The sequence below is a fragment of the Caldisericota bacterium genome (assembly GCA_034717215.1).
In the GTDB taxonomy this organism is placed as follows: Bacteria; Caldisericota; Caldisericia; order Caldisericales; family Caldisericaceae; genus UBA646.
In genome coordinates this window covers 1-26965 of sequence record JAYELD010000130.1, presented here as the reverse complement: position 1 = coordinate 26965, position 26965 = coordinate 1, and the positions used below count along the sequence as shown (strand labels likewise).

The window sequence follows — 26965 nt, the reverse complement described above, 5'->3', positions numbered from 1 at the left end:
TGAATGGAGGAGTAGAGAAGACGGTACAGAGATGTATTATACGGGACCACGATAAAGATAAATTTGAAAAAAGAAAGAAATTTATAAAAGAATGTACGCATTTTATTAATAAGAAATATGGCAAGGGGACAGTGGAGCTGCAATTAAAAGATACGTATTGCAACATGAAAGAGGTCATTGCTAAAAATCCTCAACTAATTAATATTGCACAAAAAGCAATTAAAGACGCTGGAATTAGTCCCATTGTAAAGCCGATACGAGGTGGAACTGATGGAGCTCAATTTTCATTTATGGGGTTACCAACACCAAATTTATTTTCAGGTGGGCATAATTTTCATGGCATATATGAATATATACCAATATTTGCTATGGAGAAAGCGGTTGAAGTTATAGTAAATATTGTTAAAGAGTTTGGGAAGATAGAGTAGTAATATTTTATGAAGTTGTTCTCCAAAGTGGAGTAAAAATAGCAAAATACTTTAGTAGCGATGCAATTTTTATTTTAGTTTTTTTCGCCTACAAAAACAATCATTTTTGTAAAAAACTCTCTTAGAGGTGTTTTTAATAAAAATATGCCCCTTTCTTTCAGCGGTATAATCTTGTAATGGATTGGTTCAAATGGATTTTCATATTTTATAATGTGTTCGCATCGTTTTACCGTCATTCTATTAATATATGTGATTTTTTCTTCTCCATTTACTGTACCGAATCTTAAATTTACTCTTTTTCCATAGGATTTTGTATTTTCTGCAAGTTTTTTATATGCATTTATAAGAACAGGTTCGGGAAACAGGATATGTACATAAGGGATACCAATAAGATCCGAAAGGTGCGCACCGTATGGATGGTAGTACGGTGGTGAATTGATAAAAATTTTACCTCTACCTTTTAGCACTCTGTAAGCTTCTTTCAATACTTTTTCGGGATTTTGCAGGTGTTCAAATACATCGTTCATTACGCAAATATCAATTGAATTTTCCTTAAGAGGCATATTCTCTGCATTTGCTATATGGAATTCAATGTTCTTTGTATTTTTCGACATCGCAAATGTTTTTGCTTGTTTTATAAATCCTTTTTCTGTGTCTATTCCTATTACTTTTTTGGCTCCATTTAATGCATAAAATGTGCTTTTTCCCCCACTGCCTGTTCCGATATCCAGTATGGTCTTGTTTTGTATTTCTCTTAAAAGATCTATTTCAGGGAGGTAGTAATAACTGATGTGTTTTGATTGCTCAAATTCCCACTCTGCGAATGTTTTTATTGCTGCATCTTCCAAATTGAATGGATGGGCAGGGCGATTGAAAAATCTGTTCATAAAAATAAGAAGGTTTATGCCGATACTATTTTTATACATTTTTATCCTTTCATGCGGAAATTTATTGGCTGTTCTATTTTATTGTTATTCTGTGATAAGTCAAAAAGCCCCAACCCCTCCCCTCTCGTCTTTCAATCTCTCGAATCTTGGAGAGATGCAAAAGTTTTTGGTCAGAGATGCAGGACAGGGCCAGGGCACAACTCAGAGAGGATTATATGCATATTTCAAGTTTTGTCAAATTAATGTATGAGTTACTTTTGATTTGTCAAAATTATTAAACTCTTTGTGCAAAATTAAGTAACGGGCATCTTCAATGCGGTAAATATTTGCAAGATACCCGTCACTTGTTAACGTATATTAATCAAATGTGTATATAACTTGTACGGTTGCCTGGATTGTAAGCATGCCGCCTTCTATTGGAATTTCCAAATTTTCTCCTTTTCCTTCCAATGCCATATCGATGCTTCGTATTTGATTGGAAATAGAGCCGATAGAAATAGTTTTTATTCCGGTAATCATGTATCTTGTTCCATTTAATGATATTTCTGCTTGCGCTTTTGCGTTGTCCATTGCTTTTTTAATTGCTTCGAGTTTTAGTTCTTCGCGGTTTGAAATGTCAAACGAGACTCCATTTATTATATTTGCTCCATTTTCTCCTGCACATGTGAGAATTGCTCCGGCATTGTTAATTGTACATTTTACTTTGAAAAACTCGCTTGCCCTGAAGTGATCTAAAATAGATTTTCCAGTTTCTTTATCCCAGCGATAAATAGGCACAAGGCTTAACCCTGTTGTTTTAATATCTTTCTCTTTTATCTCTCTTTCTTTCAGTGCGTCGATAATTGCGTTTGCCTGCGAGGACATTTTTTCCATTGCAATACCTGCATTTTCATTTTCCGACTGTATGCCAAATGATACGTATGCGATGTCGGGGGTTACTTGCATGGTGCCTGTACCTGTTACGGATATCAGGTGATATTCATCTACGCTTATACTCTCTGCGGCTACGCTACCTTTTGGCAATGTGCTTCCACCAATTACTACAGTACTTAAAACCAGTACAGTCAAAATAAAAACGGCAATAAATTTTTTACTCATGCTGTTCCTCCTTTTCTTTTTTTATAAATTAAATAAATTATATAGAGAATAACAACCCAAGGAATTACCCAGCCAACAAATATTATAAACCCAGCCAATGAAGAAACAAGAGCGTTCAATGCTATTTTCCATGCAGCGACAAGGCGCAGAAGTATTTCTGGTTTTTCTACTGGAATTTTTCCTTCTTCTGTGATGCTTATTGTAATCTCAGAAAAATCTGTGTGAAATGTGATGTAATTCATTCTTCCTTTAATTTGTTCGATTTCACTTTCTACTTTTTCCAGTTCATTTCTCAAGGCGATCATATCTTTTACATCGTTTGATTTGCTTAGCCAAGAAAGAAGGAGATTTTTTTGGGATTCAAGCACTTTGATTCTTGACGAAAGATCTACGTATTCACCCGTGACATCCTTGGTTGACACGCGCATATTTTCTGTTTTTCCAAGTTTTGAAATTTGCTCAGCAAATGTGTCAAAATCTTTAGAGGGGATCATTATGCTAACAATTCCATAATAGTATTCATCTTGCTTGTAATAGTTTGAATTTGAAACAAAACCATCCAAACCTTTTGCGGTAAAGATGATTTTATTCCATACATCGAAGAATTTTCCTTTTTCTACCTGTAAGCTTGTGCTGCCATTTTTAATTATTTTGAGGCCAAACTGAGCATTTGTATCGCTTTTACCAAAGTAGGTACCAGACTCTCTTGTAGTTTCATCTTCAAAGGTTGTGTCTTGCGGATAGGATGACAGAAACTCGTTTGTCTGGTTTTGTGGAAGTATTGTTTTTCCAATTTTACTTATTTTTGTTTCAAGAAAAAGATAACTTACCCCGCCGATACCTATTATTACCACGATGATAAGCAATGCCAAAACAGTTTTGTTTTTCTTTAAAAAATTTACAAAATTATTCATTTTTTCCTCCTTTTTATTTTTAGACAAGCTGATGCCTAAAAAGTTCGGTTATTTTAAAAAATTTTAATTATTTTCTATTTGCAAAATTTGAAATTTCCTTTACAATATTTATAGATTTTACATGGAGAAGTGGGAATAAATGTGCCCACTTTTTCGTTTGATGGAGAGAATTTATGGATAGAATAAATGAAATTGCAAAGAGAAGTGCTGAGCGATTCGGATTAATATTGGTAGAGTGTTTGGTTCTGGGCGACAGAATTGAAGCAGTTATTTACCGAATGGGTGGTATCGTAGGTATTAAAGATTTGGAAAATATAACGAAGGAAATTCAGAGCGAACTTTTTTCTGTTGGGCTTGAAGGAGCATACAGTATTGCACTCTCTTCACCTGGGTTGAGTAGGGTTTTGAAAACAAGGGAAGAAATTGATATTTTTGCTGGGAATGAGGTAAAAGTTTCTTTTAAGGACGGCGAGAGTATAATAAGAGAAACGGTTGTGCTTGAAGGATTTTCTGGCGATAATGTTGTATTTAGAAAAAATGGAGAAAAATTGGAAGTGCCATTCGATAAGGTGGTGAAAATTTCTCTTTATAATGAGTTGTTGGAAAAGAGAGGTGAGAAAAAATGATAGATATTGATATATTGAGGAACATAGAAGAGGAAGAAGGTGTTTCTAAAGATTATATTATGGAAGTTATACAGACGGCACTGCAAGCTGCTTATAGAAAAACATTTGGTGAACAGAATGCTGTTGTTAAAATAGACCTTTCTCGTGGTAGTGTCAAAATTTATGCAGAGAGGATAATTGTGGAACAGGTAGAAAATCCAGTACTTGAAATAAGTGCTAAAGAGGCGAAGAAATTTAGTGACAGTGTAGAAATAGGCAGTACCGTTCTTATTGAAATTCCAACAAGTAAACTTTCTTCAACGGGAATTCGCACAGCGCGGCAAGTTTTTCAACAAAAGATACTTGAGAAGAAACGAGAGGTTGCATTTGAAGAATTTTCTGGACTTGTAGGTACAGTAATCACAGGAAGGGTGACGAGGAAGAAAGGAAGAGGGGAAATTGGCATAAGTATTGAGCCTCACAATATTGAGGGTGTTATAATCCCGGAGGAAGCTATTCTTGGAGAGCAGCTAAGAAAAGACAAATTGGTGAAGGCGTTAATAAAAGAAGTGAAAAGCAGTGTTAAAGGGCCTCAAGTTATTTTGTCCCGTGCATGCCCAGAATTTTTGGAAAAACTTGTAAATGTGGAAGTGCCAGAGGTTCAGCAGGGCATTGTTGAAATTAAAGATACTGTAAGAGAACCTGGTTTGAGAGCTAAGATGGCTGTTGCTACAAAAAATTTACGAGTTGATCCTGTGGGAGCATGTATTGGTACCAAAGGCGTGCGAATTAATGCAGTTTCGAGAGAATTGAACAGAGAGAGAATTGACGTAATCAGGTATAATACAAATACTGTAATCTATATAGAGAATGCACTAAGTCCGGGAAAAGTTGAGAGAGTTGAGATTATTCCTAAGACTAATGAAGCTAATGTTTATGTGTTTTCTAAAAATTATCCTTCGACACTTGGAGGAGGAGGCATTAATGTAAAACTTGCTTCTAATCTTACTGGATACAGGATTCACCTTATTGAATTATCAGAGGAAGGTGATGCAAGTGAACAAAAATAAGATGAGAGTTTATGAAGTTGCTAAAAAACTGGGAATAAAATCTCCTAGATTGATTAAAATTTTAGGGGAATTGGGAGTTGATGTGAAAGGGCATTTATCGTCACTGGAGCCCGATGCGATTTTTTTGGCAGAAGAGTATGTTAAGGAGATGTACAAAAAACAGGAAGTTACGGAGAAAAAATCTCAAAAGATAGCTGGCGATATTAATGTCGAGGTGTTTGCAAAACGCTTTAAGGTCCCGGAAAGAACAGTAAAGGAACGAATTATGAAATTGGGAATTCCTTATAAACCTGACAGAAAGCTCTCAAAAACTGAAGTACATTATCTTGCTTCCGAGTTAAATTTTGACGTACCAGAGTTTAAAGATAAAGAATTTTTAAAACAATTGTGTTCCCGTACACCTGTTGTAACTGTAATGGGGCATGTAGATCATGGCAAGACTACATTGCTTGATACAATAAGAAAGACATCTATTGCTGCCCAGGAGAAAGGACAAATTACTCAGGCAATTGGAGCCTCTGTTGTTAATATAAATGGAAAAGAAATCATCTTCATTGATACTCCGGGCCATGAGGCATTTACGGAAATGCGCTTGAGAGGGTCGTTAGTTACGGATATTGTTGTTCTTGTTGTTGCAGCAGATGAGGGTGTTAAGGATCAAACGATAGAATCGCTGGATCATGCTCGTGCTGCTGATGTTCCAATTATTGTAGCACTTAATAAAATTGATAGACCAAATGCTGACCCAGAAGCTGTAAAAAAACAACTTGCTGATAGAGGTCTACTTCCAGAGGAATGGGGCGGATCAACAATATATGCCAATGTTTCGGCAAAGACAGGAAAAGGGGTAGGAGAGCTTCTTGAAATGATTAATTTACAAGCAGAACTTCTTGAACTTAAAACAAACCCTACTGCTCTTTGCTCAGGTACTGTGATTGAATCAGAAATGCATAAGAATATTGGTCCACTTGCTACGGTAGTTGTTCAAACTGGTGCATTAAAGGCAAGCGATTACATTAGAGTAGGAGATGTTGTTGGAAGAGTGAGATTCCTTACAGATATTAGAGGTAAAATGGTCAAAAAAATTAAGGCTGTTTCTGTTGTGGGAATTGCAGGACTTCCCAGCGTGCCAAAGGCGGGTGAGATATTCTATGTAATAGATAATATTAAGGATGCAAAAGAGGAAACAAAGCAAATTGAAATTGGAAGAAGAGCCCAACAAATGGAGATTCAGACTGTTTCTAAAACTATGGATGATTTATTTAGAGAGATGGAGAAAAAGGAGATTAAAAAGCTTTTTGTTATTCTCAAAGCTGATACGCAAGGCTCACTTGAAGCAGTAAAACATGCGGTAGAAGAACTTAAATCTCCTGTTCCTATTGATATTATCCATGAAGGTGTTGGCGGAATAGTTAAAAGCGATATCTTGCTTGCAGAAGCGACAAAAGCAGTCATATTAGGTTTTAGTGTACGTCCTACTACGGAGGCTAAAAAAGATGCCAAAGCGAGAAAAATAGAAATAAGGACTTATGATATTATCTTCGAATTAATAGACGATATTGAACGGTTGCTTAAAGGAATGGTTAAACTAGAAGTTAAAGAAGTGGTAGTTGGCAGGGCTACTGTAAAACAGGTATTTAAGGTAAGTGGTGCTGGCACGATAGCCGGTTGTATTATTAGTGAGGGAAAGATAGTAAGGGATGCCAAAGCAAAAGTTTTGCGTAATAATGCTGTCATATATGATACAGTGGTTTCATCCCTGAAAAGATTCAAAAAAGATGTAAAAGAAGTCGCAAAGGGATATGAATGTGGTATAGGATTGAAAAACTTTAACGATATTAAGGTAGGAGACGAAATCGAAATAAGTAAAAGTAGCGAATCTGATACACAATAATGAGTTTGCATGTCTGTCCTACACCGATTGGCAATTTAAAGGATATTACGCTGCGGGTAATTCTTGTGTTGAGGAAAGTGGATCTTATAGCCTCAGAAGACACACGAATTACCCGTATTTTATTAAACAAATACGCTATACATACCCCGATCACAAGTTTCCATAGTTATTCCAGTGCGCGTAAATTAGGAAAACTTGTGGAAGAAATGGAAAGAGGGAAAGAGATTGCTCTTGTGACAGATGCAGGCACTCCTGGCATTTCTGATCCTGGCTATAAACTTATTAAAGCTTGCATTGATAAAGGAATACATATCGAGGTTTTGCCTGGGCCTACTTCTTTTGTCCCGGCACTTCTTCTTTCAGGGTTTTCTCCCGCCCATTTTATTTTTTATGGATTTCTCCCAAGGAAAAAAGGTAAAAGAAAAAAGATTTTACAGGGGTTCAAAGATTTTCCCGGCCCTGTTATTTTTTTTGAATCCCCTTTCAGGGTAAAGCAATTTCTCTCTGAGCTTATAGAAAGTGCGGGCGATGTAAATGTTGCGGTAACCCGTGAAATTACAAAGATTTACGAGGAAACATTGAGAGGTAGAGCGTCAGAAATTCTTGATGAACTAGAGGGCCGCTCAGTAAAAGGGGAAATCATTATAATCGTGTCTTATAAATAGTACTGTTCGCTCTACTTTAAGTCTTGATGCCGTATTTTCTTGGATTTTCCTTTAGATTAAATCTTTTTTATTATTTTTTTACCAAGAGATAAACTTACAAAACTGTCTTTTCTGGGAACTTTTAATATTTTCTCCTTTTTTTAGAATTTTCATATAGGTCTAGCGAGCAAACATTACAATTCCATATAGATTTTTTTAAAATATTATCCGGAGTCTCAAATGTATGTAACTCATACAACTTCTTGACAGTTTATTAAATGAAGGTATAATAAATTTTAACAAATATCGGAAAGGAGCGAAGATATAATGGAAGAAATTGAGAAAACATTCTCAAAGGAACAAGCCGCGATAGAAGCCGAACGATGTCTTTATTGTTATGATGCCCCTTGTGAAACAGCATGTCCAGCACATGTTCCTATTGCTGAATTTATTCAATCTATACGCACCGATAATCTAAAAGGAGCAAGAGAAATTATTCAGGAAGCACATCCCTTTATTGAAACATGCGGCAGAATTTGTCCTGAAGAGAGTTTCTGCCAAAGTGTTTGCACAAGGATAAAAATGGATACACCCATTAAAATTAGAGAGCTTCACAGATATATAACGGATAATACGGACCCTTCCGAGAACCTTGAACTTGTACCCGCTACAAAAGGAAAAATTGCTATTGTAGGTGGCGGTCCTGCAGGTCTTGCTTGTGTAAGAGAGCTAAGAAGATTTGGTTATAAGCCGGTTGTTTTTGAGAAGAAACAGTTGGGGGGAGTTCCTGCTAATGAAATATCTGCAACACGACTTCCAGAAGAAATAGAAAAAAAAGAAGCTCGTTTTCTTCAGCATAATTTTGTGTCGGAGATAAAAGATATCGCAATAAAATCATTGGGAGAATTAAACGAAGAGTACAGCGCAATTTTTATTTCAACAGGTCTTTCTGGGGAGCTTAACTTAGACATACCAGGGAATAATTTAGATGGTGTTTACTATTCACGAGAACTTCTCAAGCGGGCAAAATCCGGTTTTAGGTTGCCACACTTTAAAAGAATAGGAGTAATAGGTGGTGGTAATGTGGCAGTGGAAGTAGCAAGTGTTTTAAAAATTGAAGATCCATTACGCGATGTCGAGGTGATATATAGAAGAGGCACAAAAGAACTAAAGGCGTTTAAGAAAGAAATTGAAGAAGCAATCGATCTAGGCGTAACATTCCAATTCCTTGCAATTCCAAAGAAGATTAAAGGTGATAAAAGGGTAGAGGGGCTTGTTGTGACAAGAGCGCACCTTGGCGAAAAAGATACATCCGGAAGGAGGTACCCTGTACCAATCCCAAATTCTGATTTTATAATTCCTCTTGATGCTGTAGTGATTGCCATAGGGCAAAAAGCTGATGTTTATTTTCCTAAGGTGGAAAAAAACGCGAAAGGTTTAGTAAAAGTCAGTGATGACTTGATGACAAATGTAAAAGGTGTTTTCGCTGGAGGCGATATTGTAAGGGGAGCAAGCACTGTTGTTGAATGTGTAGCAGATGGCAAAAAGGCTGCGCAAAACATTGCGAAGTATTTAGAGGGAGGAAAAAATGTATAAAAAAATAGATCTTTCTATGGAATTTTTAGGCATTCGCCTGGAGAATCCATTTATTCTTTCCGCAGCACCTCCTACGGATGAGTTTGATATAGCATATAACGGATTAAAAGCAGGTTGGGGAGGCGTAATATTAAAAACGACATCTGTCGAAGGAAATTCTGTCCCGCTTAAATACCCTATGATGTCTTCATTTGGTTCGATGAGCAGAAAAGTTATTGGTTTGGGTAATATTGATCTTATTTCTGGATATCATATTGATGAAATTGAAAAGAGGGTAAAAATATTAAAGGAAGTATTTCCTGAAAAAATGATTGGCGCATCTATTATGGGCGCAAAAAAGGAAGATTGGCAGACACTTGTGGGACGGTTGAAAAAAGCTGGCGTTGATCTTATAGAATGTAGTTTTAGTTGCCCTCAGGGAAGTATGGGCGAAGAAGCAGGGAGAATGCTTGCTCAAAGTATTGAAGCAACGGAGAAAGTGGCACGGTGGGTAAAAGAGGCAGCAGAGGATACTCCCGTGCTGATTAAGATAACCCCGCAGGTTACAGACATTGTTGAAGTAGCAAAAGCCGTGAAAAAGGGTGGCGCAGATGGCATTACTGCGAGTAATACAATCCCATCTTTATTAGGCATTGATATAAACACATTTGAGCCATATCCTTCTCTTTTTGGAAAAGGCGCATATTCAGGCCTTTCGGGTCCTGCCATAAAACCTATTACCTTACGTACTATTGCAGAAATTGCCAAAAATGTGGACATTACAATTTCCGGGAATGGTGGTGCATTTAATTGGAGGGATGTCGTAGAATTTATGTCTGTTGGAGCTTCGAATGTGCAATTCTGTACATTGCCTATGCATTATGGATTTAGGACAATAAAGGATTTGAAAAGAGGTTTTGCTCATTATTTATCTGATATGGGGTTTAATTCTCCTCTGGATGTTGTTGGAAAGGCGCTGCCAAATATTAAATCTCAGGATGAGCTTCCCTCACCTAAAACTCGTGCTGAATTAGTGGAGGAAAAATGTGTTGGTTGCGGCCTTTGCTATTCAGCTTGTTCTGATGGTGGGCATATGGCAATTGATTGGGATAGTGAGAAGAGATTGCCTCATTTCGATGAAGAAAAATGTGTTGGATGTGCAATGTGTATGCAGGTTTGCCCTGTGGATGCAATTAAGATGAATGAAAAAATAGAGAACAGCAACAATGTGCATTATTTTGTAGAAAAAAGGTGAAATGATGCAGGCAATGGATATTGGTTTTACTCTGAATGGCAAGAAGTATAAACTGAGCGTTCCTGTAAATGCAACACTTCTTGATGTTATACGAGATAAAATGCATCTTACCGGAACAAAAGAAGGCTGTGGTAAAGGAGAATGCGGGGCATGCACAATTTTATTTAATGGGAGAAGCGCGAATGCCTGTTTAATTCTTGCGCCTCAGGCAGATGGTGCAGAAATTGTCACAATTGAAGGGACAGACGTCGAGAGAAAATTGCTTCCTATACAGAAAGCATTTGTAGAAGAAGGAGCTATACAGTGTGGTTTCTGTACACCGGGGATGATTATGTCGTCTCTTTATCTGTTCAACAAGAACCCGAATCCTTCGATTCCTGAGATAAGAGAAGGGATTTCTGGGAATCTTTGCCGTTGCACGGGATATGTGAAAATTATAAAGGCGATAGAAAGGGCAAGTAAAGATATTGGTAAATAACATTAAAGCTATTTTACTTTTTGCTGGGGAATCAAAGAGAATGGGAAAATTAAAGCCCTTGCTTTCAATAGGTGAGAAAACTGTGGTAGAGGCAGTTTTAAATGAATACCATGCGTCATCTCTTTCCGAGGTTGTACTGGTCCTCGGTTATAGGGCAGATGATGTTAAAAAAACTATTAATGAAAAAATTAGCAGCAACAAACTTAAGGTAGTTGTAAACAAAGGTTTTAAGAAAGAGATGTTTTCTTCCATCCAGACAGGATTATTAGAGATAAAGGATGCGGAAGGAATTTTGATAGGACTTGGGGATCAAGTGCTTATTACATGCGATATTATTAACGAATTGACAGAAAGTTATGTAAAAGGTAAAGTACTTATTCCAACTTTTCAAAGGAGAAAGGGACATCCTGTTATAATCCCCTATACAATGAGAAACGAAATTTTAGCAATGGATGCAGAGAAAACGACATTAAAAGATGTATTGAGCAGGCATAGGGATATAATAAATTTTTTAGAAATGAAAAGCGATAAGGTTCTTATTGATATGGATACAAAAGAAGAATATGAAAGGATTAAAGCTATATGGAAAAAATAGAAACGCAAAAAGCGGTAGGGAAAATTTTAGGAGCTGATGTGACAGAAGTTGTTCCTGGCGTTAAAAAGGGTCCTCTTTTTAAAAAAGGGCATATTATAAGAAAAGACGATATTGTGCCTCTTCTTTCAATAGGGAAACACTATGTATGGATATTTAGCGAGAGAGAAGGTTTTATTCACGAGGATGATGCGGCGATAGAGATGATGAGTTTAATAAAAAAAGAAAATCTTAGGTTAAGTCCTCCAAGCGAATCCAAAGTAAAGCTTTTTGCTGAAGTTAAGGGCGTCCTTATTATAAATACGAAAGGGCTTGAAGAAATAAATCGATTAAAAAATCCGCGTGTTGCCACAAAGCGTAATTTTTCGTTCGTAGAAAAAGACGCTCCTGTTGCTATAGGCAAAGTAATGCCACTTGAAATACCGATGATTGGAATGGATGAAATAAGGAGCATTGCAGAGGAATATTACCCCATTATAGACCTTTTGTCTATTAACAATCATAAAATAGCTCTTTTCCCTGTGGGAAATGAGTTTATCGAGGGAAGACGAGAAGAGACGATGAGTGGACGGATAAAGCAATATCTTGAACAGTTGGGGCAGGATATTGTTTTAGAAAAAATTCTTCCCGATGATGTTTCTAAGATCAGAGAGAGCGGAATGGATGCGTTTGAAAAAGGTTCTGATATCATAATATATATGGGCGGCATGGCTATTGACCCGGATGACAAGACCGTTGAAGGAATTGAAAAAATGGGTGCGGATATAGTAATGTACGGCGTACCAATGTGGCCGGGAACTACATTTATTTTGGCATACAGAGATGGGAAAGTTATTCTTGGAATTCCTTCTTCCGCAGGATTTATGGAGAAGGGGACAAGTTTTCATAAAATTATGCCAATTATACTTTCCAATTATATAATTTCCCGTGATACACTTATAAAAATGAGTGAAGGGGGTTTTATCGATGCAAGAAATTTATGAAAAAATTGTGGAGCTTATCCATAACAAGAAAGAGTTTGTTTTAGCGGCTGTTGTTAGTGCAGAAGATTCAACGGCGGGTAAAACAGGTTTTAAAATGATAATTTTGCCTGATGGCAAATTCTTTGGTACGATTGGTGGAGGTGTCGTTGAAAAAGATGTAATAGATTCTGCGATGAATTTATTTAGAACGAGAAAGCCATTTTTAAAAACTTATACTTTGCAAGAGGGTGATGAAACTTCCCTTGGTATGGTGTGTGGCGGAACACTCTCTGTGTATATGGAATATGTGGGACCGAAACAGCAATTTGTAATATTTGGTGCAGGGCACATTGGAAAAAAATTATATAATATAACTATACTGGATGATTCTTTTGATGTGATAGTTTCTGATAAAAGAGCAGATTTTGCGAATGAAAAAATGTTTCCCAAGGCATCAATATTTGTGAATAGCAATTTTTATGAAACTGTGAGAAGTATGTCTCTAAATGATGGCGCAGTTGCTGTTATTGTGACATCAGGTGGAGAAGATGACCCATATATTTTAAAGGCACTGTATGAAAAAAATATAAAGTATCAGTATATTGGTATGATGGGAAGTTTAAACAGAAGGAGTAAATGTTTTGAAAAGGCGAAAGAATTAGGAATAAGCAGTGATTTTTTGGATAGAATATATGCACCTACTGGTATTGCTATAGGCGGGGATACACCTTTTGAGATTGCGATTGCTATCCTTGCTGAGATAATTGCTGTAAGAAGAGGTGCGGTTGATAAAGTTAAAACAGAGAAAAAAATACATGATGAAGACACTGAACTATTTAAGAGCTGACACAATTGATAGCGCACTACAATATCTTGATGAGTTTAAACAGGATATAAGAATTCTTGCAGGAGGTACCGATCTTGTTGTAAGATTAAAACAGGATATGGTAAAAGAGAATAATATTTTAGATATTAGCAGGATTAAAGAATTAAACGGTATTTTTAGAGAAAATGGAACAATTCATGTTTTGCCTTTGACTACCCACACAAACATTTTGGAGTCAGAAGTTATAGACAAATATGCTTTCATTTTAAGAGAAGCTTGTGTTACTATTGGCTCTCCGCAAATACGGAACAGAGGAACGCTTGGCGGAAACATAGCAAATGCTTCTCCTGCTGGTGATTCTATTTCTGCGTTATTTGTTCAAACCGCAAAGCTTAAGCTTAAAAGCATTAACGGTGAGAGAATTGTTTCTATTGAAGAATTTTTTACAGGTCCTGGAAAGACTAATTTAGAGCCAAATGAATTACTTGTTGATATTTTTATGCCTGAACTGGAAGAAAACGAAATAGGTTTCTTTAAAAAATTAGGCCAAAGAGATGCACTTGCGATAGCTGTTTTGAATGTTGCAGTAAAAATGAGAAGAATAGGGGCAGGAACAAATACATTTGATAGGGCAGTTGTTGCATTTGGAGCAGTTGCACCGACAGTTGTAAGGGGGAGAAGGGTAGAAAAAGCTATTATTAGCAGCTCTTTAGATTTCTCCAAGCAGATTCATTACATTGCACGACTTGCTTTTAGAGAGGTTTCTCCAATATCCGATATAAGAGCATCTCTTAAGTACCGGCAAGATATGAGTATAAATCTTTTGTACGAAGGTTTACTTGACCTACGTGCTAATGATTGGAAGAGAAAGGCATGACTATGGAAGACTTTAAATACATAGGAAAAAGTGTACCAAGAATAGATGCCCCGGATAAGGCTTCCGGAAAAATTAAGTACATGTCCGACCTTAATTTTCCTGGAATGCTTTTTGGCAAAATATTACGTGCAAAATACCCACATGCGTTAATTAAAAGAATTGATACAACAAAAGCAAAAGCACTACCCGGTGTTGTTACTGTAGTTACATGGGAGGATATTCCGGGATTGAATGGTTTTGGCATTGTAGTACCAGATCAGCCCGTGTTATGTGAAGACAAAGTAAGATACATTGGCGATGCCGTTGCTGCTGTTGCTGCCGAGACAAAAGAAATAGCAGAAGAAGCAATAAAGCTTATAACTGTTGAATATAAACCACTTCCTATTGTAGATGATCCCATTGAGGCTATGCAGCCTGATGCTCTACGGGTACACGAGGATAGTAATATACATCTCCATACAAAGATTAACAGGGGTGACATGGCAAAAGGCTTTAAAGATGCAGACCTTATAGTGGAACACACATACTATACTGGAAGACAAGAGCATGTATTCTTGGAAACAGAATCAGGTGTTGCAAAACTTGAAGAGGATGGAACTCTTTCAGTATATGCAGGTTCCCAGTATCCACAGAGGGACCAGATGCAACTCTCCCGTTGTCTTGCTCTGAACCCACGAAAGATTCATGTTGTATCCTATCCGGTAGGTGGAGCATTTGGTGGTAAAGACGAGCTTACCATACAGTCTATTTTGGGGTTGCTTGCGTTGAAAACAAAGCGACCTGTAAAGATTGTTGTGTCTCGGGAGGAGTCCATTGTTTCTTATTGGAAGCGTCACCCAATGATTATGAAATACAAGACAGGTGTCAAAAATGATGGGATACTTGTTGCAAATGAAGTAAAAATATATGCGGATACAGGAGCATATGCTTCACTTGGTGGCCCTGTATTAAACCTTGCAATTGAGCATGCTTGTGGCCCTTATAAACTTACCAATGTAAAAATAGATGGTTATTGTGTATATACAAACAATGGAATTTCTGGTGCTTTCAGAGGTTTTGGTGTACCTCAAGCAACATTTGCTATGGAAACACAGATGGATATTATAGCTGAAAAATTAGGGATCGGCCCCGTAGAACTGCGAAAGAAGAATGCTCTCCATAGAGGCGATATCGCTCCTATAGGTAATAGACTTGCGACAAGTGTTGGCACAGTTGCCGTATTGGATGGCATAAAAAGAACAAAACTATGGCAAAATAGAGAGAAATATCTTGTAAATGATTCCAAAAAACCCTGGATTAAGAAAGGTTTTGGTATTGCTCTTACATATCAAGGCACAGGGCTTGGTGTTGGACTCCCTGATTATGGGGGTTCTATTTTGAAATTCCGTAAAGATGGTGGTTTTACTGTGGGTGTAGGCTTAGTGGATTACGGACAAGGTATTGGTACTTCCTACGCACAAATTGCAGCTGAGGCTATGAAATGTCCGATAGATAAGATAAATGTTTTGCTGGGTGATACTGATACCACTGCGGATTCAGGACCCACAAGCGCATCGAGGGGAACTTATACTGGTGGTAAAGCAACAATTATTGCAGCGGAAAAAATGATGAAAATTTTAAAAAATAAGGCATCGGGAATGCTAAATGTTTCTGCTGATAACCTTGCTGCAAGTGATGGATATATCTATGTAAGTAATGAATCCGAAAAGAAAGTTTCCTATGAAGAGATTGCCTCACGTTTTATGCAGGAAACCTGTCGTCTTCCACAAACAGAAGGATATTTTCTTATGCCAGTTGCCGACATAAAAATTAAGGATACTTTTGGTTTACCTCATAACATATTTGCTTTCTCTGCCCATCTTGCTCTTGTAGAGGTTAATACTCTTACAGGGCGAACAAAAGTATTGAAAGGTGCAGAGGTAATTGATGCAGGAGATGTAGTAAATAGGCAGGGACTTGAGGCACAATCTGAAGGTGGTTTTGTTATGGGTATGGGATACGGTTTATCTGAGAATGTTCTAATAGACAAAGGTTTGTTCAAAACTATAAATTTTTCCACGTATATTATTCCTTCTGTAGAGGATGTTCCTTCCGATATTGAAACAGTTACTGTTACTGACCCGGAAGAAACAGGACCGTATCGCGCAAAAGGAGTTGCAGAAACCGTTATGTGCGCTACTGCTCCTGCTATTGCAAACGCAATCTATGATGCCGCAGGAGTAAGAATTTTCAAATTGCCTGCAACGAGCGAGTTAGTTTATACTCTCTTGGAAAAGAACGAAGAAAAATGTAATGAAAGTACTAGTTAAAGATATAGATATTATTGCCACATTTAATAAGGACCTAAAAGAAATTAACAATGGCTGGATTTATATTAAAGACAAGGTAATAAAAGAAATAGGCAGTGAAATGCCACCTGATTTTGAAATTGATAGAGAAATTTCTGGAAAGGGAATGGTTGTCTTGCCTGGATTTATCAATACACACCATCATTTTTACCAATCACTTTTCAGGGCAATTCCCGAGGTGCAGAATACAAAATTATTTGATTGGTTAATTTTTCTTTATGAAAAATGGAAGAATATAGATGAGGAAGCTGTGATGATATCTACAGTTACAGCTATTCTTGAACTGGTGAAAAGTGGTGTTACGACCACGGCTGACCATTTATATCTTTTTCCAAAAGAGCATCCCTATCTATTTGATGCACAAATGGAAGGGGCTGATATTACAGGGGTGCGTTTCTACGGGACGAGAGGTAGTATGTCTCTTTCTAAAAAGGATGGGGGATTACCTCCTGATTCTGTAGTGCAAACCGAAGATGAAATTTTAAGAGATTCAGAGCGAGTTGTTGAAGAATATCATGATCCCTCTCGTTTTTCTATGCATCGAGTTGCTCTTGCGCCTTGTTCGCCATTTTCTGTTACCGAAGAATTAATGCATGAAAGCGTTACTCTTGCGCAGAAGTACAATCTTTTGCTGCATACTCATCTTGCAGAAACAAAAGATGAAGAGGAGTTTTGCCTCTCTAAATTTGGGTTGAGACCTGTTGATTATATGGAAAAAGTAGGGTGGCTAGATTCAGATGTATGGTTTGCGCACCTTGTGCATGTGAGTGAACAGGACATAAAAAAACTTTCTGCTCGTAATGTGGGTATGGCCCACTGTCCTACTTCAAATATGAGGCTGGGCTCTGGTATTGCACCTGTTACTAAAATGAAGAATACGGTGATGAGGATCGGATTAGGAGTGGATGGAAGTTCTTCAAATGATTCAGGAAATTTTTTGCTCGAAATCAGGAATGCGCTACTTCTTCAACGCGTAAAGTATGGAGTAGATGCTTTGACTCCACGTGAAGCTTTATCTTTTGCTACAATAGGCGGGGCAAAAGCTTTTAGAATGGAGAAAGAAATTGGCTCTATTGAAAAAGGTAAAGCAGCGGATATTATCGGCTTTAAGATGGATCGGCTTGAATTTGCAGGAGGACTTACTGATCCTATTGCGTCCCTTGTGCTTTGTGATGCAAAATCTGTAGATTTTTCAATGATTAATGGCGAAGTTGTAATAGAGGATGGGCATTTTACAAAATTAGACGAGAAAAAATTTATCGATAAGCACAATAAAATTTCAAAGGAATTACTTAAATAAGTTCGGGATTTGCTAATTGTTAGCGATTCGACATAAGTTCTCTTGCTATGAGTGCACTTGCAAACCCTGCAAGTGCTGAGCGGAATATCCCTGTATTTAAGAAAACAAAAGGTATATTATAAACGTTAAACATTTTTATTTCTTTTTTGCTAAAGCCTCCTTCAGGCCCTATCATAATTGATAGTTTTTTGGGCATTGCATTTTTTAAGAGAGATATAATGTTTTGTTGTGCAGATGGTTCCAGTACAATAGAAAAGCTCCCATCTTTTAGTTTGAAAAAATCTTCTACTCTATTTAACATGGCTACTTTTGGGACAAACGCAACTTCTGATTGTTCTGCTACAGATAGTGCAATTGCATTGAATCGTTGGATTTTCTTTTCGATGTTATATTTTTGGCTTTTATTCGTTTTTGTGAAGAAGAATGTTTGCACTCCCACAGGAACGCAGAGTTTTATTATTTCTTCTAATAGTCGGGGTTTAATAATAGATTGTACTATTGAAATTTCTGGCAAGAATTGCTTGGCTCTTGTTTTCTTTTCAATGTGGCAAACAATTTTTGTTTTTGTAACTTCTTTTGCTTTTGTAGTATATATATAATTATTGTCGAAGAATCTTATGGTCTCATTTTTGCCAATTCTCATTACGTCTCTAAGGTGGTGAGTAAGAGTTTTTTCTTCAGTTACTATTTCTTGTGCGTTCTTTTTAATATGACAATAAAATATTGGCATAGCATATTATACTATACATTTGCTTATTTTGGAATGGATAAAAACACAACCCTCCTTCCCATTAATCAGAGAAGGAAGGTGGATGACTAGCAACAAAGGCTATTTATAATTCTTTTTCCTTGGGCAATGTGTAAAGAACGTCTTCATATGGAGTTCTGTAAAGTTTTGTTTTAAGGAGTTTCTGATCAATTATATGTCCAATTATACCGATGCTTCTTCCTAACACAAAGAATGCATTTAGAACACCTGCATTAATTCTTTTCTCTATTTCTTCGTTTGTAAAGCCAATAGATTTCATTAGATCTACAAGTAAAACGCCTGTACAACCATCGACATTTAAGATAAGATTTTCTTTTTTTGTCGTTGTAATTTTTTCTACCTCGAGTGCATAATCAAGATATTCTGTTTTAGGGAAGTATGTTTTTGCATACTTTTTAAGTAACTCTACTCTTTTGTCTGGATTTCTTATGCTTTTTATCCTATGCCCTATCCCTGGTATAGGGGTGCTTTTTTTCTTCATTTCATCAACAAATTTTTTGGGTGTGAGCTCGTTGTCTTTTGCCCATTTAAAGTAATGTCCCGCTCCATCTATTGCCCCTCCAAAGCGTGGTCCAATAGTGAGCATACCTGAGGCTAATGCAGAAACAAGGTCTTTTCCTGCCCGTGCTGCTACTATAGCATTGTGTGCACCAGAAACACAAGGTCCGTGGTCCGCTACAATTTCAATGACAAGCTCAATGAATTTTGTAGCATATTCTGGGAGTTTTTTCTTAAGCCAGAGCAAACCTATAATGTCTCCTATACTTTTTTCTTCTTCTATAATTTGTGATAAAGGGATGCCAGCATATTTTACTTCTTCCCCTCTGTCGTCTGAAATTGTTGTGATAAATTCTTTGTGATGTCTTACAATACCTTCTTTTATTGCTTCTTTGTAATCAATGGGTATGTTAGGTGGAGTAAGGTCTTTAATTTTGCCAGTAATACCCTGAGATTTTAAGTTATTGTAGATTTCTTTTATTTTGTCAAACAGTCCGTCAAAAGAATCTGGAACAATAGCTCCGGCTTCTTTTAGGGCTATATTTTTGGCATCTGCTGTTTCTTGCTCTCCACCTGCACGTGCTCCTGCATGCCCAAACTGCACTTCTGTTGGAAATATTTTTGCACAGGTTCCCGTGACCCAGGCAATAAGTGGTTTTTTGATTTTTCCATCTCTTAGAGCTTCAACAATTTTGTATTCTTCTTTTCCTCCCACTTCCCCGAGTATTACATGAAATTTAATTTCTTCGTTCTCTTCGTGGCGCAATATATGATCGATGAGAGAAGAACATGGGTATCTATCTCCTCCAATTGCAATGCCTTCATTAATGCCATCTGCTGTTCTTGCAATGATGTTAAACATTTCGTTTAACATACCTCCCGATTTTGTTACAAGCCCCACGCTTTCGCTTCTGTAAAGTTTTGATGCAATGAGATTTTCAACGCTTCCTCCGGCATTGCCGATTCTAAATTTGCCTGCGGCAATGCCTCCTACTGTTGCAGGACCAATAATTATTTTTCCTTTTTCCTTAGCTAAAGCTCCCATTATTCTTTCTTTTCGTTCTGGTATTCCTTCTGCAATTACTGCAATAAGCTTAATTGTAGAGATGTCCAGTGCTTGAACTGTTGTTTCAAAGGCGGAACGGTATGATGCAAAATTAATCATTACCGTTGCACCGGGGTGGTGTTTTGCTGCATCGCTGATAGTATTGTAAATGGGTATTATAATTTCTTCGTTTCCGAAAAATGCTGTTTCAATACCGCTACCGTTGGGGTCTATAATGCATGCAATAGATGGTATTTTTCTTTGAGAGATATAATCAAAATCTAACATTCTTTGAACTGCTTTTAGTTGTTTGCCATATATAATGCTCTGGGTTTCTTTGCTAAATAGCTGCTTCATCTCTCTCTCCTTTCAGGGCAATACCAACAATGCGAGTCATGTGGAGTTCCGGGCCGTATATCTCAATTGGAATATCGACCTCTTCTCCTAAATTTTTCATAAGGGTAAGTCCCTGCTTGTAGTTTGGTCCTCCTCTTCTTACATAGATTTTTACATTGTTTTCTTTTATCTTCTCTTTATATTCTCTTATTGCTCTTATAATTCCTTTAAATGTTTTCGCAACATCAGTAAAATTTGCAATACCTCCGCCTATGATTAATATTTTACCTTGCGGGTTCTTTTCTCTCGTCATAAGATCTAGTATGGTTTTTGCATAAAGGTAGGTTTCTTCCTCGGATGGATTGCCTGAGTATTCCCCATAATTTGCAAGTTCTTTGCCATATCCAAGGTCTACTACTGTGTCTGCATATACAACACTTGCTCCCCCACCTGCTACCATTTGCCAGATACGTCCTTTTGGATTAAGTAGTGTTAGTTTTAATGAGGCACCAGTGTTTTCATCCAGATCTCTTATGAATTGCTCCTTTTTAGTATATGTCCTTCCAAATGGTGTAGGAAACTCAATATCTTTCCATTTATCTTTATTCCAAAATAGAGCCGTGTCATCCAGTCGTGCTACGAGATCCAGTGGAATAACTTCATTGTTAGTTATTGTGAAAGGATTTATCTCAAGGTATGTGAAGTCCAATTCTACGAATAATTTGTATAATGCTTTTATAGATTCTTTTATTGTTTCGTCTACAGTTGAAAAGTTTACGATGTCTATTGTTTTAAGGATAGGGACAAAATATTCTTTTACTTTTTCCCAATTTTCTTCAATTTCTACTCCGCCTGTTTCAGAAAAATATATTCTATCTCCACCTTGTTCAGTTTTGATTGCAATGTAGTATTCTTTGGAGTGTGGAACAAATGGCTCTATAAGGAAGTGGGTTAGTGGTCCTTTTGTTTTTCCAATTTCAACGATTTTTCCCGTTCTTTCTTTTATCCACTGTTTTGCTTCGTCATACGTTGCGTTGAGTAATATAAGTCCGTGTTTTCCTCTTTTTCCGAATAGTTGATCTGGTTTTACAACGAGGCGTTTTTCTTTAATCCAGTTATTTTTTTCTGCAATTGCTTCAATACTGTTTGCAGGGGTTGCGAGGCCTACTTCACCTTTATACTGGAATTTTCCGCTGGAGTATTCATTGACATATTTCGATAAAAGTTTTTTTGCTGCATATTCCCTTATTCCACGTTGTGCCATTAAATATCCTCCATATTTTTGATTATTCTATCGCCAAAATCTGAAGTAGATACTTTTGTTGCTCCGTCTATTTGCCTTGCCAGGTCATAGGTTACATATTTCTCTTGGATTGTCTTCTCTATTGCAGCGATAATTACCTTTTTTACTTTATTCCATCCCATATACTCAAACATTTCAGTGCCGGATAGAATTATCGAACCGGGATTTATTTCGTTTTTCCCTGCATGTTTTGGGGCAGAGCCATGTGTTGCTTCAAATAGTGCAATGTGTGTGTTAAAGTTTATATTTCCTCCTGGGGCCATACCTAGTCCGCCAACTTGTGCGGCACAAGCATCTGAAACATAATCACCGTTCAGGTTTGGTGCGACAATTATATCATATTCGCTGGGGCGGAGTAGTAGTTGTTGGAACATTGCATCTGCAATCCTATCTTTCAGAACGATTTTTCCATCAGGTATTTTTCCATTGTATTTTTCTATTGATTCTTTTTCTGTAATTATGGTATCTTTATATTTTTCTTCTGCAAGTTGATAAATTGCATTTTTAAAGAGTCCTTCCGTATATTTCATAATATTTCCTTTGTGCATAATAGTTACGGATTTTCTTCCATATTTAAGTGCATAATCTATAGCTGCTTTTCCTATCCTCTTTGATCCAGATACGCTAATTGGTTTTATTCCGATACCCGAGTTTTCTTTTATATTAACGTTTAATTTATCTTTCAGGAAGTTTTTTATTTCAATTGATTCTTTTGAATCATATGGCCATTCAATTCCTGCATATACATCTTCTGTATTTTCTCTGAATATAATTACGTCCAATAATTCCGGGTGTTTCATAGGAGAGGGTACTCCATTAAAATATCTTACTGGACGGAAACAGACAAATAGATCGAGGGTTTGTCTCATAGTAACATTAAGTGATCTGTATCCACCGCCGACTGGTGTTGTAAGAGGGCCTTTGATTGCAACAACATATTCTTTTATCGTTTCTATTGTTTCCTTTGGGAGTGGTTCTCCTTTTTTTTCTAATGCTTCTTCTCCTGCAATAATTTTTAGCCACTCTACTCTTCTTTGGCCATTATAAGCTTTTTCCACTGCTGCATCAAACACTTTAAGGGCAACAGGTGTAATGTCTCTTCCAATCCCATCCCCTATTATGTATGGAATTGTGGGGTTGTCTGGCACATGCATTTTGTTGTTTTCTACTGTAATTTTCATTTTACATCTCCTTGTGCTGTAAAGGGTAGTAGCCCTCCAGCAAGTATATTTTTTTGTTGCCGATCTGAAAGATATAATTTAAGTGTGATTTCTTTGTTTTTTGTTGTATTCTTTGCTTTGATGTCTTTTTCTCCATTTTCTATTGCTTTTTTGATATTGGCTATTTCAATACTATCGCCTTGTTCTATTTCATTATAATCTGAGGGATTATCGAACAATAACGGTACTATGCCAAAATTTACAAGGTTTGCCTGGTGTATTCTTTCTATTGTTTTTGCAATAACTGCCTTTACTCCGAGATACATAGGGCATAATGCTGCATGTTCTCTTGATGAGCCTTGGCCGTAGCTTTTCCCTCCAACAATAATATTTGCTATATCGTGTTCTTTATTTTCTAAAGCGCGTTCGGAGAAGTGTGGGTCTATGGGCTCAAATACATGAGTTGCGTATTCTGGTACGTTTGAACGGTATTTAAGATAAGGGCCTGCGGGCATTATATGGTCTGTTGTTGTCTTATCCCCTACTTTAATTATTACAGTGCCCTTTATTGTTTCTTGTGGTGGTTCATTTTTTGGGATGGGTTTTATGTTCGGGCCTTTGAATATTTCTATTTTTTCTCTTTCTTCTTCTGGCAGTGGAAATATAAACATGGATTTGTCTATTTCAAATGTTTCTGGCATTTTTATTTCTTCATATTTAATTCCCATTTTTTCAAGATCTCTTGGGTCTGTAATTTTTCCTGCTATGGCTGTTGCAGCAGCTGTTTCTGGGCTTACAAGGTATACTTTTGCACTTTTTGTTCCACAGCGTCCTTTAAAATTGCGGTTATTTGTCCGGACAGACACAGTATTTGTTCCGGGTGCGAAGCTGTTGCCAATGCAAAAACCGCAGGCAGATTCAAAAATCCTTGCTCCTGCCTTTATAATTGATGCTAGACCTTTTTCTTTTTCTATCATTTCTATTACCTGTCTTGATCCTGGGGCTACACCGAACTCAAGATTTTCATTTGTAGTACGCCCTTTTAGAATATGTGCAACAGTCATTAAATCTTTATATGATGAATTTGTGCAGCTTCCTATGGCAATTTGGTCAACTTTTAATCCAGCAATTTCTTTTACCGTTTTTACATTGCCTGGTGAATCAGGACATGCAACCATTGGTTCTATCTCCGAGAGATTAATTTTTATTATTTTGTCGTAATATGCATCCGAGTCGGCCTCAAGTGGAATCCAATCTTTTTCTCTTCCTTGTTTTTTCATAAAATCGCGTGTTTGCTCGTCAGAGGGGAAGATGGATGTGGTTACTCCTGTTTCTGCCCCCATATTTGTAATTGTTGCACGTTCTGGAACAGTAAGTGTCTTCACGCCATCTCCACTATATTCTATTGCGTAGCCTACGTTGCCTTTTGTTGTAAGTATGGACAAGATTTTTAGTATAACATCTTTTGCTGAAACCCAGTGTTGTAATTTTCCTGTAAATTCTATCTTTATTATTTTGGGATACGTAAGGTAGAATGGGCCTCCTCCCATTGCAACTGCTACATCAAGTCCTCCGACACCAATTGCCATTTCCCCAATACCTCCTGCCGTTGGTGTGTGTGAGTCTGAACCTATTAAGATATTTCCGGGTTTTGCAAATTGTTCTAATTGTACTTGGTGGCAAATGCCGTTTCCTGGACGGGAAAGTATAATGCCATATTTTTTTGCGACGCTCTGTAAATAACGATGGTCATCAGCATTTTCAAACCCTACCTGGACTGTGTTGTGATCTATATAGCTGACTGCTTCTGTTTTTACTTCTCTAAATCCCATTGCTTCGAATTCAAGATATGTTGCAGTTCCGGTTGCGTCTTGTGTTAGTGTTTGATCAACATGTATGCCAATTTCTTCTCCTTTTTTCGGGATACCATCTACCATGTGGCTCTCAATGATTTTTTCAATGATGCTTTTTCCCATTATTGCCTCCCTTTCCTTCTGACTTTTTTATTTCCCTTATATAGTTATAAATTGTAAATTGAGATACGTTTAATTTGTTAGCTATAAATTCGACTGAATTTTTGATTTGGAAGAATTGTCGTTTGCACAATTTTTTTACAATTAACTTATTTTTTTGACTTGTTGGAAGATTGTTTTTTATGCTTGTATCGTAAGCAACTTCGTCAAAGATTTTTTTCATTAATCCGATGGTAGAGTGAGATGTATTTTTTGAGATATCTTTGCTTAAGGTCTTGTTTTCTGTAAATTGAGTAAGAGGTTTAAGAAATTCGTCCAGTGAAATAACCGCAGTAAGATTCATATTAAGGCAAAGAGATGCTATCAATTTACCTTTTCTGTTCCGGATAGGAATAGTTACGGAACGTAGTGGAATTCCTGCAGGGGAAATGCCTTTGTATGGGCCTACGATTTCTTTATTATTTTGGATGGCTTTATTTAATATTTCTAGCCCTGAATTAGTGAGAGATGAACCGATTTTCCTGTTTGTAATTTCTCCATTTTCAATGGCAATAATTGAATGCTGCGAACCCATAAATGAATGCAATACGACTTCACAGTCTTTTCCGAGTAATGCTGTAATGCCTTTTGTTACGGGTTTTAATGCTTTTATAATTGCTTCGTCTTCTTTTGAAGGCATTTTTCTCCTTACAAAAAATTTTAGCAATTTACAAAAAATTTTAATACCACTGGCATTTTATGGATTTTGAGAAAAAAGTCAATACAATAAAAATTTTTATCAGTTTATTATGTATCTTAAGAGAAATTGGGTATAGATTTAGATAAATTGAGTAAAGTCGTATAATATATATAAAGAGGAGGTGGCAAAATTGGGCTTATCATTTTTTAAACATGAAGCCAAACTATCTATCGCTCTTTCTAGCAGGCTTGTTGATGATGAACTTAATCAAAATTTAAGGATTCTTATTATTAAAATTACGAATATAGGGAATAAAACGGCTGTGATAAAATCTATAAAGATTAAGGTACCTCGCAATGAATTTGAGACTATCCCAAAATTTTTAAGTTCAGAGAGTCTTCCTTATGAATTGAAAGAAGGCGAGGTTTGTTTGGCAGAAACTAGCATAAAAAAGTTAGTGCAAAAACTTATTGATGGGAAATATTCAAAGAAAGTCAAACTTTTGATTACAGTAGAAGATACGGATGGTAAAATTCATAGACCAATGGCTTCTTTAATGTTTGACCTTGATAAATTGAGGGGAAAGTATTATATAAAGTAGTATTTAAGACTATCATATTTTATTATTAAAAAATAGAAGTGTTTTTAAGTGCATTGCAAACCCTTTAGCATTTTCTATATCTTTTTTATTTGGCCTGCCTTTACTAATACCTCCGAAAGGTTTTACTATAAGCGGGTATGTATCCCATCCCCATCCTCTGCAATTGAATTCTCCGATGATTTTAAATCCTTTCTTTAATAATCTCTTTTTCAGTAATTTATTGAAATCATTTATTATTGGGATGATACCTATTCCACTTGTGGAAAAAATGAACGCCATTTTTCCTTTTTGGTTGTCTAATCTATCGATAAAATTTAGCAATTCCTCGGAGTACTTTCCGTAGTAGATGCCCGAACTAAATCCAATAAGATCGTAGTGCTTGAGAATATTTGCTTTGGCCTCGGATAATTTTGTTATATCTGCGTTTAGAACTTCAGCCATTGCTTTGGTAATTTTCTTGGTATTGCCGTGATGCATTGAAACATAAACAATAAGTGTTTTCATGGTATAGGTTGTGCTTTATATATTTTCCTTTTACTTTTTTGTGTATTTATCCAATCACTGCTCTTTCCTGGATAAGTTTTCCTGTTTTAAAGCGCTCTAAAGTGAGATTGTTTGCTTCGCGGATATACATATTTTTGTGAACTATAAGTGATGCGAGAATCTTACCTACAACTGGGCCTAACATGAAACCATGCCCAGAATATCCACATCCCAGTATAAATCCGCTTATTTCTGTAGACCCTAATATTGGATGACGGTCAGGTGTTACTATATAATACCCTGCCCATTGTTTCATTATATTTACCGAAGAAAGAAATGGCAAAATGCTTATAATTTGTTTTGAA

The 26965-nt window shown here is 36.7% G+C and carries 26 protein-coding genes; 15 read left to right on the top strand and 11 right to left on the bottom strand.

Annotation, left to right across the window (positions count from 1 at the left end; translation table 11 throughout):
* The coding region (locus tag U9Q18_05525) for a M20/M25/M40 family metallo-hydrolase (protein MEA3313818.1) at window positions 1–428 on the top strand (428 nt) is incomplete at its 5' end.
* 74 nt (window positions 429–502) lie between these two features.
* On the opposite strand, the gene U9Q18_05520 is transcribed toward U9Q18_05525, so the two are convergent.
* From U9Q18_05520 to U9Q18_05510, 3 genes are all read right to left on the bottom strand, one after another.
* Window positions 503–1354 carry a class I SAM-dependent methyltransferase gene (locus tag U9Q18_05520; protein ID MEA3313817.1) on the bottom strand — a complete coding sequence of 284 codons (852 nt, stop codon included), beginning with the start codon at window positions 1352–1354 and terminating at the stop codon, window positions 503–505.
* Window positions 1355–1672: 318 nt separating this feature from the next.
* A complete protein-coding gene (locus U9Q18_05515; GenBank protein MEA3313816.1) occupies window positions 1673–2413 on the bottom strand; it encodes an SIMPL domain-containing protein in 741 nt (246 codons plus the stop codon).
* Window positions 2410–3327, bottom strand: a complete 918-nt coding sequence (locus U9Q18_05510) for a DUF4349 domain-containing protein (GenBank protein MEA3313815.1) — start codon at window positions 3325–3327, stop codon at window positions 2410–2412. Before U9Q18_05510 ends, U9Q18_05515 begins: the two co-directional genes overlap by 4 nt.
* Window positions 3328–3500: 173 nt before the next feature.
* Here U9Q18_05510 and U9Q18_05505 point away from each other — a divergent pair, with 173 nt between their 5' ends.
* The 13 genes from U9Q18_05505 to U9Q18_05445 all read left to right on the top strand — a co-directional run bounded on the left by U9Q18_05505 (window position 3501) and on the right by U9Q18_05445 (window position 17753).
* Window positions 3501–3953, top strand: a complete 453-nt coding sequence (locus U9Q18_05505) for a hypothetical protein (protein MEA3313814.1) — start codon at window positions 3501–3503, stop codon at window positions 3951–3953.
* Window positions 3950–5002 (top strand): transcription termination factor NusA, encoded by a 1053-nt coding sequence (gene nusA, locus U9Q18_05500; GenBank protein MEA3313813.1) that lies wholly within the window; start codon window positions 3950–3952, stop codon window positions 5000–5002. Before U9Q18_05505 ends, nusA begins: the two co-directional genes overlap by 4 nt.
* Complete coding sequence (infB, locus tag U9Q18_05495; GenBank protein MEA3313812.1) at window positions 4989–6896, top strand: translation initiation factor IF-2; 1908 nt, start codon at window positions 4989–4991, stop codon at window positions 6894–6896. The genes nusA and infB overlap by 14 nt, the downstream gene beginning before the upstream one ends.
* Window positions 6896–7561, top strand: coding sequence for a 16S rRNA (cytidine(1402)-2'-O)-methyltransferase (gene rsmI, locus U9Q18_05490; protein ID MEA3313811.1), 666 nt, complete (start codon window positions 6896–6898; stop codon window positions 7559–7561). The genes infB and rsmI overlap by 1 nt, the downstream gene beginning before the upstream one ends.
* Before the next feature lie 306 nt (window positions 7562–7867).
* Window positions 7868–9136: an FAD-dependent oxidoreductase gene (locus U9Q18_05485; protein ID MEA3313810.1), complete on the top strand. Its 1269-nt coding sequence runs from the start codon at window positions 7868–7870 to the stop codon at window positions 9134–9136.
* Window positions 9129–10370, top strand: a complete 1242-nt coding sequence (gene preA / locus U9Q18_05480) for an NAD-dependent dihydropyrimidine dehydrogenase subunit PreA (GenBank protein MEA3313809.1) — start codon at window positions 9129–9131, stop codon at window positions 10368–10370. The genes U9Q18_05485 and preA overlap by 8 nt, the downstream gene beginning before the upstream one ends.
* Before the next feature lies 1 nt (window position 10371).
* Entirely contained in the window at window positions 10372–10848 is a 477-nt protein-coding gene (locus tag U9Q18_05475) for a (2Fe-2S)-binding protein (protein ID MEA3313808.1), read from the top strand.
* Complete coding sequence (locus U9Q18_05470; protein MEA3313807.1) at window positions 10838–11443, top strand: nucleotidyltransferase family protein; 606 nt, start codon at window positions 10838–10840, stop codon at window positions 11441–11443. Before U9Q18_05475 ends, U9Q18_05470 begins: the two co-directional genes overlap by 11 nt.
* Window positions 11431–12423 (top strand): molybdopterin-binding protein, encoded by a 993-nt coding sequence (locus tag U9Q18_05465; GenBank protein ID MEA3313806.1) that lies wholly within the window; start codon window positions 11431–11433, stop codon window positions 12421–12423. Before U9Q18_05470 ends, U9Q18_05465 begins: the two co-directional genes overlap by 13 nt.
* Window positions 12407–13249: an XdhC family protein gene (locus U9Q18_05460; GenBank protein MEA3313805.1), complete on the top strand. Its 843-nt coding sequence runs from the start codon at window positions 12407–12409 to the stop codon at window positions 13247–13249. Before U9Q18_05465 ends, U9Q18_05460 begins: the two co-directional genes overlap by 17 nt.
* Window positions 13188–14105: a xanthine dehydrogenase family protein subunit M gene (locus U9Q18_05455; GenBank protein MEA3313804.1), complete on the top strand. Its 918-nt coding sequence runs from the start codon at window positions 13188–13190 to the stop codon at window positions 14103–14105. The genes U9Q18_05460 and U9Q18_05455 overlap by 62 nt, the downstream gene beginning before the upstream one ends.
* Window positions 14106–14107: 2 nt before the next feature.
* A complete protein-coding gene (locus tag U9Q18_05450; protein ID MEA3313803.1) occupies window positions 14108–16414 on the top strand; it encodes a molybdopterin cofactor-binding domain-containing protein in 2307 nt (768 codons plus the stop codon).
* Window positions 16398–17753 (top strand): 8-oxoguanine deaminase, encoded by a 1356-nt coding sequence (locus U9Q18_05445; GenBank protein MEA3313802.1) that lies wholly within the window; start codon window positions 16398–16400, stop codon window positions 17751–17753. The genes U9Q18_05450 and U9Q18_05445 overlap by 17 nt, the downstream gene beginning before the upstream one ends.
* Before the next feature lie 19 nt (window positions 17754–17772).
* On the opposite strand, the gene U9Q18_05440 is transcribed toward U9Q18_05445, so the two are convergent.
* The 6 genes from U9Q18_05440 to U9Q18_05415 form a co-directional block, all read right to left on the bottom strand.
* The gene (locus U9Q18_05440; GenBank protein ID MEA3313801.1) at window positions 17773–18483 is read right to left on the bottom strand and encodes an RsmE family RNA methyltransferase; all 711 of its coding nucleotides are present in this window, start codon (window positions 18481–18483) and stop codon (window positions 17773–17775) included.
* A gap of 103 nt (window positions 18484–18586) precedes the next feature.
* Entirely contained in the window at window positions 18587–20422 is a 1836-nt protein-coding gene (locus U9Q18_05435; protein ID MEA3313800.1) for a citrate/2-methylcitrate synthase, read from the bottom strand.
* The gene (locus U9Q18_05430) at window positions 20406–21665 is read right to left on the bottom strand and encodes an ATP citrate lyase citrate-binding domain-containing protein (GenBank protein ID MEA3313799.1); all 1260 of its coding nucleotides are present in this window, start codon (window positions 21663–21665) and stop codon (window positions 20406–20408) included. The genes U9Q18_05435 and U9Q18_05430 overlap by 17 nt, the downstream gene beginning before the upstream one ends.
* Window positions 21665–22885, bottom strand: coding sequence for an isocitrate dehydrogenase (NADP(+)) (gene icd, locus U9Q18_05425; GenBank protein MEA3313798.1), 1221 nt, complete (start codon window positions 22883–22885; stop codon window positions 21665–21667). The genes U9Q18_05430 and icd overlap by 1 nt, the downstream gene beginning before the upstream one ends.
* Window positions 22882–24840 (bottom strand): aconitate hydratase, encoded by a 1959-nt coding sequence (locus tag U9Q18_05420; GenBank protein MEA3313797.1) that lies wholly within the window; start codon window positions 24838–24840, stop codon window positions 22882–22884. Before U9Q18_05420 ends, icd begins: the two co-directional genes overlap by 4 nt.
* Window positions 24821–25516 carry a PAS domain-containing protein gene (locus U9Q18_05415; protein ID MEA3313796.1) on the bottom strand — a complete coding sequence of 232 codons (696 nt, stop codon included), beginning with the start codon at window positions 25514–25516 and terminating at the stop codon, window positions 24821–24823. The genes U9Q18_05420 and U9Q18_05415 overlap by 20 nt, the downstream gene beginning before the upstream one ends.
* Window positions 25517–25706: 190 nt before the next feature.
* Between U9Q18_05415 and U9Q18_05410 the strand changes: the two genes are divergently transcribed.
* On the top strand, window positions 25707–26117 hold the full coding sequence (locus U9Q18_05410; GenBank protein MEA3313795.1) for a hypothetical protein: 411 nt from the start codon (window positions 25707–25709) through the stop codon (window positions 26115–26117).
* A gap of 12 nt (window positions 26118–26129) precedes the next feature.
* On the opposite strand, the gene U9Q18_05405 is transcribed toward U9Q18_05410, so the two are convergent.
* Both U9Q18_05405 and U9Q18_05400 read right to left on the bottom strand, forming a co-directional pair.
* Complete coding sequence (locus tag U9Q18_05405) at window positions 26130–26621, bottom strand: flavodoxin family protein (protein ID MEA3313794.1); 492 nt, start codon at window positions 26619–26621, stop codon at window positions 26130–26132.
* Between the two features lie 46 nt (window positions 26622–26667).
* Window positions 26668–26965 (bottom strand): FAD-binding oxidoreductase (locus tag U9Q18_05400; GenBank protein ID MEA3313793.1); only part of this gene is annotated, 298 nt, incomplete at its 5' end.